At 40.3% G+C, this 11,204-nt stretch carries 11 protein-coding genes and 3 pseudogenes; 11 read left to right on the top strand and 3 right to left on the bottom strand.

The window, feature by feature from the left end:
- The 3 genes and pseudogenes from NWP25_RS03820 to NWP25_RS03810 form a co-directional block, all read left to right on the top strand.
- A pseudogene (locus NWP25_RS03820) lies at positions 1-212 on the top strand (hypothetical protein); the annotation flags it as partial.
- Complete coding sequence (locus NWP25_RS03815) at positions 170-772, top strand: IS630 family transposase (protein WP_280698901.1); 603 nt, start codon at positions 170-172, stop codon at positions 770-772. The pseudogene NWP25_RS03820 and the gene NWP25_RS03815, both read left to right, overlap by 43 nt.
- 19 nt (positions 773-791) lie before the next feature.
- Positions 792-1,190 (top strand): annotated as a pseudogene (locus tag NWP25_RS03810) (AlbA family DNA-binding domain-containing protein); the annotation flags it as partial.
- A 402-nt stretch (positions 1,191-1,592) separates the two neighbouring features.
- On the opposite strand, the gene NWP25_RS03805 reads toward NWP25_RS03810, so the two are convergent.
- Positions 1,593-1,895: a hypothetical protein gene (locus tag NWP25_RS03805; protein ID WP_280698899.1), complete on the bottom strand. Its 303-nt coding sequence runs from the start codon at positions 1,893-1,895 to the stop codon at positions 1,593-1,595.
- A gap of 102 nt (positions 1,896-1,997) precedes the next feature.
- On the opposite strand from NWP25_RS03805, the gene NWP25_RS03800 reads away from it, so the two are divergent.
- The 8 genes from NWP25_RS03800 (at position 1,998) to NWP25_RS03765 (ending at position 10,534) form a co-directional block, all read left to right on the top strand.
- On the top strand, positions 1,998-2,252 hold the full coding sequence (locus tag NWP25_RS03800) for a SemiSWEET transporter (RefSeq protein ID WP_280698898.1): 255 nt from the start codon (positions 1,998-2,000) through the stop codon (positions 2,250-2,252).
- A gap of 21 nt (positions 2,253-2,273) precedes the next feature.
- A complete protein-coding gene (locus NWP25_RS03795) occupies positions 2,274-3,941 on the top strand; it encodes a B12-binding domain-containing radical SAM protein (RefSeq protein WP_280698896.1) in 1,668 nt (555 codons plus the stop codon).
- 11 nt (positions 3,942-3,952) lie between these two features.
- On the top strand, positions 3,953-4,141 hold the full coding sequence (locus NWP25_RS03790; protein ID WP_280650057.1) for a CPXCG motif-containing cysteine-rich protein: 189 nt from the start codon (positions 3,953-3,955) through the stop codon (positions 4,139-4,141).
- A 19-nt stretch (positions 4,142-4,160) separates the two neighbouring features.
- Positions 4,161-4,610, top strand: coding sequence for an SRPBCC family protein (locus NWP25_RS03785; protein WP_280650056.1), 450 nt, complete (start codon positions 4,161-4,163; stop codon positions 4,608-4,610).
- A gap of 671 nt (positions 4,611-5,281) precedes the next feature.
- Positions 5,282-6,661 (top strand): CmpA/NrtA family ABC transporter substrate-binding protein, encoded by a 1,380-nt coding sequence (locus NWP25_RS03780; RefSeq protein ID WP_280698894.1) that lies wholly within the window; start codon positions 5,282-5,284, stop codon positions 6,659-6,661.
- Between the two features lie 62 nt (positions 6,662-6,723).
- Complete coding sequence (ntrB, locus tag NWP25_RS03775; protein ID WP_280650054.1) at positions 6,724-7,563, top strand: nitrate ABC transporter permease; 840 nt, start codon at positions 6,724-6,726, stop codon at positions 7,561-7,563.
- A 40-nt stretch (positions 7,564-7,603) separates the two neighbouring features.
- The gene (locus NWP25_RS03770) at positions 7,604-9,607 is read left to right on the top strand and encodes an ABC transporter ATP-binding/substrate-binding protein (RefSeq protein WP_280650053.1); all 2,004 of its coding nucleotides are present in this window, start codon (positions 7,604-7,606) and stop codon (positions 9,605-9,607) included.
- A gap of 60 nt (positions 9,608-9,667) precedes the next feature.
- Positions 9,668-10,534: a nitrate ABC transporter ATP-binding protein gene (locus NWP25_RS03765; protein WP_280650052.1), complete on the top strand. Its 867-nt coding sequence runs from the start codon at positions 9,668-9,670 to the stop codon at positions 10,532-10,534.
- Positions 10,535-10,648: 114 nt separating this feature from the next.
- On the opposite strand, the pseudogene NWP25_RS03760 reads toward NWP25_RS03765, so the two are convergent.
- Together NWP25_RS03760 and NWP25_RS03755 are read right to left on the bottom strand one after the other, a co-directional pair.
- A pseudogene (locus NWP25_RS03760) lies at positions 10,649-10,846 on the bottom strand (hypothetical protein); the annotation flags it as partial.
- 14 nt (positions 10,847-10,860) lie between these two features.
- A partial coding sequence (locus tag NWP25_RS03755; RefSeq protein ID WP_280698893.1) for a DUF4351 domain-containing protein occupies positions 10,861-11,204 on the bottom strand: 344 nt, incomplete at its 5' end.

Raw genomic sequence — 11,204 nt, 5'->3', positions numbered from 1 at the left:
CAAAGCTCAATTCTGAACAACTTAATATTCTCCAAGAAATAGTTGAAGCCAAGAATGATGCCACATTGGGAGAAATTCGCTTAATTCTTCAAGAAAGAACAGGAGTAACAATTGGTATATCTACAGTAGACCGGATGTTACGGAAGATGGAAATTACCCTAAAAAAACATTGCACGCCTCGGAAAAAGAGACTGAAAGAGTTCAATTATTAAGAGTAGAATTCTGGCGTCAGCTTCAGAGCATACCTGCTGAAGACCTTATATTTCTTGATGAATTGGGAGCTAATCTATCTTTAATAAGACACTTATCTCGTGCTAAAAAAGGTAAAAGAGCCCATGGTTCACGATGTCAAAAACGTTGCCAAAATGTCTCTATAATTGGTGCAATTGCTCTCAAAGGTATGATTAGTCAATACAGTATTTTACGTGCAACTGATGGACTGAATTTTGAGGCTTATATTTCTCAAAAATTAGTTACAAATCTGTGGAAAGGTGCTTATGTAAGCATGGATAATTGTTCAATTCATAAAAGTAAAGAGATTGAAAAATTAATCGAATCTGCTGGAGCTAAATTGATTTATTTGCCTCCATATTCTCCTGATTTTTGTCCTATAGAGAATTGTTGGTCAAAAATTAAAAATCTACTACGTTCTCTCGGTGCTAGAAGTTATCCAGACTTAGCAAAAGCAATTAAAACTGCTTTTAGTCAAATCTCATTAGAGGATATTTATAATTGGTTTACCCATTGTTGTTACTGTACCTCACTAGAGTAAGAAAAGCTATAAACAAGATAAGGCAATGGAACATGAAATCGTTAAAACTGTTGCGGCATTTTTAAACGCCAGTGGAGGGACATTATTAATTGGTATAGATGACAATGGCGAACCTTTAGGCTTAAAAAATGATTATCAAACATTGAGAAAACAAAACAAAGACGGCTACATGCTGTTTTTAAATAATGATTTACTGTTAAGAGAAATAGGTAAAGATAGTGGTACACTATTCCAAATTACCTGTCATCAAGTAAGTGGACAGGATGTGTGTCGAGTAATTGTTAAACCTTCACCCAAACCTGTGTACGTCAAAGATAAAAGCGGTAAAGAAGAAGTATTTTATCTTCGCAGTAATAACTCAAGGGTGAAACTTTCAACAAAAGAGGCTGTAGATTATAGTAAGACCCGTTGGGGGTAAATTTATATTAATTATTGTATCTGAGATTGTTCAAGGGTTGGTTGTTAACCCTTTTTTATCACTATCGCCAAAGTATAATTAAGGGCGATGGCAAAAACAGCAGACAGAGAATAGGGTTGAGCCTAGCCAAAGCCCGCCTAGAGTAAAATTTGTGGACCAATACTTTCCATTCTATCAAAACCTATTTCCAGAAGTTACAAGCTTTCAAGCTTTTAAGTACCTACATATGGGATGTGTTTCTGATATAAAACGTGAGGTACAATATTGGCGGGCAAGATGCCCACCCCACAAAATTTTCATGATTATGATTTGTACCTCACCACAGCGGAAATTGCTTTATAATAGCACAGGTTGCGTTTTATTATATTTATGTTTTAGTTCATAAATAGTTTTATCCCAAAATTATAAATACGCTTTATACATACAACTGATTGCATAACCTTCAAAGCCCAAAGATATCATATTAGCGTTAGGTAAATTTTGGATAAATACCTCCAAATATTGATTAGGCATATTAATACTTTGGCAAATATACAAAATATTTTTTCTCAGTTGATATGAGTTTTCCATTCCTAAAAGAAAACGATTTTTCGTGAGTTGATTCTGAGTCATCTTAAATGATGCCTCAAAAGTGAAGGGCAAATTGAGGGATTCTAAAACATCAAAAATTAAATAGGCTTTGGCATCTATTATTTCGTTGTGCATATAATTATTTTCTTGTAAGTAAATCTTGTCAATATATGAGCGTTGTATAATGACAAAGAATAAGTTTAGCCAAACCTCTCATTTGAATATCAACCATTAAATATGGATTCTATCACACTGTTAGGATTATGCGCGGCGGGTTTAACAACTAGTGCTTTCTTGCCACAAATGTTTAAAACATGGAGAACTAAATCAGCAAAAGATGTGTCTTACCTGATGCTGATTACATTTATGAGTGGTCTTTTGTTGTGGCTAATATATGGAATCTATCTCAAATCTTGGCCGATTATTCTTGCTAACGGCATAACTTTGTTTTTCAACCTCATAATTCTATGGCTTAAAATTAAATATAGATAAACTTGCTCCTAATCAACACCTGTGACATCATCTGTATTTGCCTCTGAACGCCTCTTATTTACGCCCACAAGTCCCCATGGTGATGCTATACCGATAATTTTTGCTTTTCCTAATGAGTACACAGTGGGTATTACTAGCCTGGGCTATCAGGTAGTGTGGGCAACTTTAGCCATGCGTGAAGATGTCCAAGTAAGTCGCTTGTTTACGGATGTTCAGGAACCACTACCCAGAAAAGCTGAACTACTGGGATTTTCCATTTCCTGGGAACTGGATTATGTCAACATTTTAAGTTTACTAGAATCTTTAGATATTCCCATCCGGGCAACTTCCCGTAATGATTTCCATCCCCTAGTTTTTGGTGGTGGTCCTGTACTCACCGCTAACCCCGAACCTTTTGCAGACTTTTTTGATGTGATCTTGCTGGGTGATGGCGAAAATCTGTTACCTAATTTGATTGAGAGATACAAGCAGGTTAGAAACGCCTCTAAAGAAACTCAACTCAAAGCACTGGCGCAAGTACCAGGAATTTATGTTCCCAGTTTGTATGAGGTGGAATATGAGACCCAAGATGGTGAGATCAAGTCAATTAAGCCAATTTGCCCAGAAATTCCTTCAGTGGTGCAAAAGCAAACTTACCGAGGGAATACCTTATCAACATCAACTGTGGTTACAGAAAAAGCCGCCTGGGAAAATATCTACATGGTGGAAGTAGTGCGAAGTTGTCCAGAAATGTGTCGCTTCTGTTTAGCGAGTTATCTGACATTACCCTTTAGAACAGCCAGCCTCGAAGGTTCGTTAATTCCGGCTATGGAAAAAGGGTTAGCTGTCACTAACCGCCTGGGTTTATTGGGTGCTTCTGTAACTCAACATCCAGAATTTGAAGCTTTGCTCAATTATATCAGTCAGCCAAAATATGATCATGTCCGTCTGAGTATTGCCTCAGTCAGAACCAACACTGTAACAGTACAACTTGCGGAAACCTTAGCCAAAAGAGACACGCGATCGCTTACCATTGCTGTGGAAAGTGGTTCAGAAAAACTGCGGCAAATCATTAATAAGAAACTACATAATGATGAAATTATCCAAGCTGCGGTGAATGCTAAAGCTGGAGGGTTAAAAAGCCTGAAATTCTACGGTATGGTGGGAATACCCGGTGAAGAAACAGCAGATTTGCAGCAAACTGTGGCAATGATGCAAAGTATTAAAAAAGCTGCCCCAGGATTGCGGTTAACATTTGGATGTAGTACTTTTGTACCCAAAGCACACACGCCATTTCAATGGTTTGGAGTCAATCCCCACAGCGAAAAGCGCTTGCAGATGCTACAAAAACAGCTAAAACCCCAAGGAATAGAATTTCGCCCAGAAAGTTATAATTGGTCGATTATACAAGCTTTATTATCAAGGGGCGATCGCCGACTGTCTCAACTTCTGGAGTTAACCCGTGGTTTTGGCGATTCTTTGGGTAGCTACAAACGTGCTTTTAAACAACTCAAAGGACAAATCCCGGACTTAGAATTTTACGTCCACAGCAACTGGTCAACTCAGCAAATATTACCTTGGAATCACTTGCAAGGGCCTCTGCCAAGGTCTACACTACTGAAGCACTTGGCTGATAGTTTTCCTGGGGTAGCCTTAGCTACCACTGATGTTAACTCATCCCCCAAAAAACTACAGCCGTCTAATTCCTAGCTGTGAAACGAATGCAAAATACTGCCAAGTATTACTGCGCTTATTGCGGAGAACCAAACTTAACTTTTATCGATTTGAGTGCCGGGACACAACAATCCTATGGAGAAGATTGTCAAGTTTGCTGTAACCCAAATATTTTATATGTCAGGGTTGATGAAGATACCCTAGATGTCGAGATTGATAGTGATTGTGAAGGCTAAATTTTAGGTTTTTCTGTTCATGCTGCACTTTCAACATTTCTCAGTAATTAACGCCCCACCGGAAGTAGTGTGGAAATTCCACGAAAGACCAGATATTTTGCAACTACTCAACCCACCTTGGCAACCAGTTCAGGTTGTCCGTCGTCAAGGTGGGCTGGAAGTAGGTGCTATTACTGAATTTCGTCTGTTTTTGGGGCCATTACCTTTAACTTGGTTAGCGCGTCACACTAAATGTGAGAAAAATCATCTGTTTATCGACGAACAAATATCTGGCCCTTTTGAATCTTGGGTACATGAACATCGGTTTGTCGGCGAAAATGGTAAAACCAAGCTCACTGATGCTATTTCTTTTTCCATACCTGGTGGGGGAACAGTTGAATTTATGACTGGTTGGCTAGTACAAGCCCAATTAGAAGCGATGTTTCGCTATCGTCACCATATAACTAAAAAAGAGTGTGAGTCACCATAACGCCTTGGGGTTAACCCAGTGATGAAGGGGAGCAGGGGAATTTGTTCTCTTTTTGTGGGGAATAGGGATATTTGCCTATGCAATCAATCACCCCATGGCTTTTCATCTTGACAAGATTTATTCCTTACTCCTTTTTTACTTCTGGTATGCTTTACCAAAACCTAGTTAATAATAAACAAATTCAAATATATTTAATTGTAATTTCTCTATAGCAATCCTATTTGATTTAGCAACATGGAAAGGCTCAGATACCTGACTTGTTAAAAAGGTCGGGTATCTGGATGTTACTGACTTATTTAGGATGGCTCTAGTTTTTCGTATTACTTTTATAAATGACAATACATTCAAGGCTAATGGTAGCTTTTGACTCAATGATTAACTTTTACTTATAGCTTCAATCTAATATTTATTTAATAATTGCCTTTCAAAACTAAACCATTTTTATAGCAATGCCTGTAAACTAATTTCAATACCTTAATAACCGGGTGAGCAATAACCCAAATAGCCATCAATTTACCAAATTAATTCACCTTAATGTGTCCGTACATAAGCAGGTTTTTTTTGATTACCTGACTATGGCGAACATAATTACAAATTATGCAAGAAACATTGAGTTTCACTTGCAATAATTGTTTTGAGAAAAAATTAAAGTTTAGCTTTAAGGAGCTTATATGTCAGAACTTTTTCATCAATTTACTCGCCGTAAATTTATCTTTACATCTGGAGCATCAGCAGGTGCGGTGTTGTTGAAAGGATGTGTGGGCAATCCTCCAGAACCCAATGCTGGTAACACTTTGTCCAGAGAAACTGCTCAACCAGCTGCCAATTTTAGCCCCGAACAAGCTCCAGAAACTAATGCAGTTAAGTTAGGATATGTGCCAATTGTAGAAGCTGCGCCTTTAATTATTGCCCTAGAAAAAGGGTTTTTTGCTAAATATGGTATGACCAATGTGGAGCTTTCTAAACAAGCTTCTTGGGGGTCAGCTAGGGATAACGTAGAAATTGGTTCTGCTGGAGGTGGAATTGATGGTGGTCAATGGCAAATGCCCATGCCTCATTTAATTACTGAAGGTTTAATTACTAAGGGTAATCAAAAAATTACCATGTATGCATTATGTCAATTAATCACACATGGAAATGGCATTGCGATGGCGAACAAACACCAAGGTAGGGGTATAGGGTTACAATTAGCCGATGCCAAGTCCATATTTTCCAAACTCAAAGCTTCACCAACACCTTTCACAGCTGCCCAAACTTTCCCAGCTGTTAACCAAGATTTTTGGATTCGCTACTGGTTAGCCGCAGGTGGTATTGACCCTGATGTAGATGTGAAATTGCTCACAGTCCCATCAGCGCAAACCGTCGCCAACATGAAAACAGGGACGATGGATGCGTTTAGCACTGGTGACCCTTGGCCTTTCCGTATCGTCAAAGACAAAATTGGTTTCATGGCTGCATTAACAGCAGAAATTTGGAAGAATCACCCGGAAGAATATCTAGCCATGAGAGCTGATTGGGTTGACCAGCATCCTAAAGCTACCAAAGCACTGTTAAAAGGCATCATGGAAGCTCAACAATGGTGCGATAACTTTGATAATCGCCAAGAAATGGCCAATATCTTGGCACAAAGAGCTTACTTTAATGTACCAGTTGACGTTTTAATCCCCCCCTTCATGGGTAAATACGACATGGGAGAAGGTCGTCAAATTGATGACAGATCAATGGCCGCCCTGTATTGGAAAGATGAAAAAGGCAGCGTTTCTTATCCTTATAAGAGTCATGATTTATGGTTTATCACAGAAAGCGTCCGTTGGGGATTCTTGCCCAAAGATTACATTGTCAACAACGCTACCAAGGCTAAAGCATTAATCGATAAAGTTAACCGCGAAGATATTTGGAAAGAAGCGGCAAAAGAAGCAGGAATTGCAACCTCTGATATTCCCACCAAAACATCTCGTGGAATAGAAGAATTTTTTGATGGCACAAAATTTGACCCGGAAAACCCAGAAGCATATCTCAAGAGTCTGCAAATCAAGAAAGTTAGTGTTTAGTGATACGAGACAGCATATATCGCGTTTGTACAACCATCATTGTTCATGAATCAAGAGGGCATATGACATTTACACAACGAACTTCAGCTAATCATAAATTAGACAAAAATTTAATATATCAATTCCAAAAACAACTTCCTGAACTTGTGCCGCCATTGATAGCGCTTGTAAGTTTTCTAGTGGTTTGGCAAATTTTTTCTTGGACTCCTGGCGCAACACTACCAGGGCCTATCAAAGTTGTCCAAGATACTTGGATTTTGATTTTATATCCCTTTTATGACCGAGGCGGTATTGATAAAGGATTATTTTGGCAAATTTGGGCTAGTCTGCAACGGGTAGCTATTGGTTACTCTTTCGCTGCTTTGGTTGGTGTTTCTTTAGGCATTGGCATCGGTGTGAATAAAACCATGTCTAAAGCCTTAGATCCTTTATTTCAGTTATTACGAACTGTACCCCCCTTAGCTTGGGTGCCTATTTCCCTAGCAGCTTTAAGACAAAACGAACCCGCCGCGCTGTTTGTGATATTTATCACGGCAATTTGGCCAATTCTCATTAACACAGCTGTAGGTGTGAAAGAAATTCCCCAGGACTATAACAATGTTGCCAAGGTGCTGCAACTTTCTAAACAAGACTATTTCTTTAACATCCTTATTCCTGCTGCCTTACCCTACATTTTTACAGGTTTGAGAATTGCCATTGGTTTAGCTTGGTTGGCAATTATTGCAGCCGAAATTGTGATGTCAGGTATTGTCGGTATTGGTTTCTTTATTTGGGATGCTTACCAAAACAACTACATCAGCGAAATTATCTTGGCACTGGTTTACATCGGTGCAGTGGGTTTGTTACTAGACAAACTGATGGCTTGGATTCAAAACTTGATTTTACCCACAGAACAAAAATAGAAACTGCGTAAAAATTCCTGCTCTTCAATCACGAAAAATTATGTCTGTATTCGTTGCTGTTGACCAAATTGACAAAGTATTTAATCTCACTGGCGGTGGCCAATATATCGCCCTCAAAGGAATAGATCTAGAAATTAAAAAAGGTGAGTTTGTTTCTTTGATTGGTCATTCTGGTTGCGGTAAATCCACCTTATTAAATATGATTGCAGGTTTGGATTTACCAAGTGAAGGTGTAGTGACTTTGGAAGGACAAAGAATTAGCAAGCCAGGGCCAGACCGAATGGTAGTTTTTCAAAATTATTCATTGCTACCTTGGCGAACGGTACGAGAAAATATCACCTTGGCTGTCGATTCAGTTATGCGGGGAATGCCCCAAGCTGAACGTAAGGCAATTGTCGAAAAACATATAGACATGGTGGGGTTGCGCCCCCATGCTGACAAGCAGCCCGCTATGTTATCTGGTGGACAAAAACAACGAGTAGCCATCGCTCGGGCTTTAGCAATTCGTCCTAAATTACTACTATTAGATGAACCCTTTGGCGCACTAGATGCTTTGACAAGGGGTAACTTACAAGAACAGTTAATGCAAATCTGCGAAGAAAATCAAGTTACCGCCGTCATGGTAACTCATGATGTGGATGAAGCAGTGATGCTATCTGATAGGATTGTCATGCTCACCAATGGCCCAGCATCAAAAATTGGTGACATTCTCGAAGTTGATATTCCCCGCCCTCGTAAACGCATGGAAGTAGTGGAACACCCTAGCTATTACAGCTTGCGGAGTGAAATGATTTACTTCCTCAACCAGCAGAAACGGGTGAAGAAAATTCGCGCCAGAAAAACTGCTGCTGTGGCTCGCCATGGATTAGAAAAGGTAAACTTAGAAATTGGCTTCCTACCCCTTACCGCCTGCGCCCCCTTAGCAGTAGCAAAAGAAAAAGGTTTCTTCACCAAACACGGATTAGATCAAGTTAACCTTGTCCGGGAAACCAGCTGGCGTGGTATCGTTGATGGCATAGTAGGGGGCTATATTGATGCAGCACAAATGCCTTCTGGGATGCCCATGTGGTTAACACTGGGAGGACATAACAATACACCAGTTCCTGTTGTGACTTCCCTGACCATGACTCGCAACGGTAACGCCATCACATTAGCGAAACGCTTTTATGACCAAGGTGTAGTTACCTTATCAGATTTTAAAGATTACCTGTTGCGTACCCGTGAACAACGGCACATCATGGGGGTAGTGCATACGGCATCTATGCACAACTTATTGCTGCGTTACTGGTTGGCGGCTGGGGGAATTGACCCGGACTTAGATGTAGATATGAAAATTATTCCCCCCGCCCAAATGGTTGCTGACCTAAAAGCCGGCACTATTAACGGTTACTGTGTCGGTGAACCTTGGAACTACCGCGCAGCTGAGGAAGGCCTAGGTTTCACCATTGCCACGGACTTAGAAGTTTGGTTAGGACACCCGGGTAAAGTTCTCGGTGTGCGAGAAGATTGGGCAGAAGCTTATCCCAATACTTATATTGCCTTAACTAAAGCCTTACTAGAAGCTTGCCAATACTGTGCAAAACCCGAAAATGCCGAAGAAATTACCAAAATTTTGGCAAGTAGAGATTACGTCAGCACCGATTTACAGTACATCCAACTAGAAAACCCCAACAGTGGTACTTGTGACATCAACCATCCACTGCGCCAGTATGCTCACCATCAGTTTTACTCTGACTCTGCCATTAATCGCCCCAGTCGCACGGAACAAATGTGGATTATGAGCCAATTGGCTCGTTGGGGTGATACTCCCTTTCCTAGAAACTGGGTGGAAATTGTGGAAAGATTGTGCAGCGTGCGGATATTTAGTACCGCCGCCAGAGAATTAGGTTTGGATATCAGCTACACTCGCCAACCTATTCAATTATTTGATGGTACACCCTTTAATACTGATGACCCCATTGCCTATCTAAACAGCCTCAAAATTAAACGTGATGTTTCAGTTGCCGAGGTCATCCTCGACTCACCAACAAGAAAAGTTCCTTAAGGCAAGTTAGAGCAATGCCTTCTACTCACCCTAAATCCTTAAATATCCTACATTAATACCATGGAAAACAGCAGTTTCATCACAGAATTTACTACAAATAGACAGGGTAGATTTTTAAGTCTTGCCAATGACCCTCGCCAATCTTTTTTAGAAATCAAAGATGTTACCAAGGTCTATCCCACCAAGAAAGGCCCTTTCACTGTTCTTGATGGTGTCAACCTAAATGTAGAACAAGGTGAATTTATTTGCGTCATCGGTCACTCTGGTTGTGGTAAATCAACACTGCTGAATATGGTGTCAGGTTTTAACACTCCTACCACTGGGCAAGTTTTATTGGAAGGTCAACCCATCACTAAACCAGGCCCCGATAGAATGGTAGTGTTTCAAAACTATGCTTTGTTACCTTGGCGCACAGCCTTTGAAAATATTTATCTAGCGGTTAACGCTGTTTACCCCAACAAAATAGAAGCTGAAAAACGCGCAATTGTCCGGGAACATCTGGTAATGGTGGGATTAAGTGATGCAATGGACAAGAAACCTACCCAAATGTCCGGCGGTATGAGACAACGGGTTTCTATTGCTCGTGCTTTGGCAATTCGTCCCAAGGTCTTAATTTTAGATGAACCCTTTGGGGCACTAGATGCAATTACCAAAGAAGAGTTACAAGAAGAACTGCTGAAAATTTGGAACGAAAATCGTTGTACTGTGTTGATGATTACTCACGACATTGACGAAGCTTTATTTTTAGCAGATAAATTAGTGATGATGACCAATGGCCCACAGGCCAAAATTGGTGAAGTCATGAAAATTCCTTTTAGTCGTCCCCGCGATCGCGCGCGGATTATGGAAGATCCACAATACTATCAGCTGCGGAACTATGCCTTAGACTTCCTCTTTAACCGTTTTGCCCATGATGATGTCGGCTAGTTCTGAGAACATACAATCAACTTTTGCTACACCATCTAACCAAAGTTATCTGAATTACTCCTCCCCGGATTCATCCGGGGAGCAGTTCAGACAGTCAATTATTTGATGTGTTTTCTAACTGATAAAGACCGATATATTTATCCCTGTTGTATCACTTGAGGCAGAGGAAAAATAGAATTCAGGGTGAGTTAGGAAGATAAAAATTGGAGAAGTGAGCCTATAAACGATGGCTTGAAGCTCAGAAAAACCCAAAGACAGTTGAGGAATAGGAAAAACTGTTAACCAGGGATATATGAGGTTAAATAAGATAAAATGAGGAGGGATTGCTATTTTCCCTGATGTATGGCATTTAACCAAGCTTCTAGGTCAGCAATGGTAGTAAAATCCAGGAGCGCTTCCCCTAGGGACTCCAGTTGGTTCAAGTCTAGGGAGCGAATTTGAGTTTCTTCACTAGGTGACAATCCCCCACATCGGCGATGGAGCAACCGGATAATTAGCTGGGCTTCACCCTCCTGTTTACCTTCGGCTATACCTTCAGCCCTACCTTCCTGGGCTCCTAGTGCGAACACATCCCGATAGAATCTTGTCTGGGTAATATCTGCTGTTTTCAGGTCTAACATCTTGAATATTTCCTCTGGACTCATTTGGGGGAATTTGCTTACTAGTATAG

It is taken from the genome of Umezakia ovalisporum Ak1311, from assembly GCF_029891685.1.
Taxonomy (GTDB): domain Bacteria; phylum Cyanobacteriota; class Cyanobacteriia; order Cyanobacteriales; family Nostocaceae; genus Umezakia; species Umezakia ovalisporum.
This window is presented reverse-complemented; position numbering and strand designations above follow the sequence as displayed.

What these genes read in the sequence shown, in the direction of transcription:
- NWP25_RS03765 (WP_280650052.1), top strand. Translation starts at nt 9,668, where the DNA reads ATGGAAAACAGCAGTTTCATCACAGAATTTACTACAAATAGACAGGGT.
- NWP25_RS03780 (WP_280698894.1), top strand. Translation starts at nt 5,282, where the DNA reads ATGTCAGAACTTTTTCATCAATTTACTCGCCGTAAATTTATCTTTACA.
- NWP25_RS03785 (WP_280650056.1), top strand. Translation starts at nt 4,161, where the DNA reads ATGCTGCACTTTCAACATTTCTCAGTAATTAACGCCCCACCGGAAGTA.
- NWP25_RS03800 (WP_280698898.1), top strand. Translation starts at nt 1,998, where the DNA reads ATGGATTCTATCACACTGTTAGGATTATGCGCGGCGGGTTTAACAACT.
- ntrB (WP_280650054.1), top strand. Translation starts at nt 6,724, where the DNA reads ATGACATTTACACAACGAACTTCAGCTAATCATAAATTAGACAAAAAT.
- NWP25_RS03770 (WP_280650053.1), top strand. Translation starts at nt 7,604, where the DNA reads ATGTCTGTATTCGTTGCTGTTGACCAAATTGACAAAGTATTTAATCTC.
- NWP25_RS03805 (WP_280698899.1), bottom strand. Translation starts at nt 1,895, where the DNA reads ATGCACAACGAAATAATAGATGCCAAAGCCTATTTAATTTTTGATGTT.
- NWP25_RS03790 (WP_280650057.1), top strand. Translation starts at nt 3,953, where the DNA reads ATGCAAAATACTGCCAAGTATTACTGCGCTTATTGCGGAGAACCAAAC.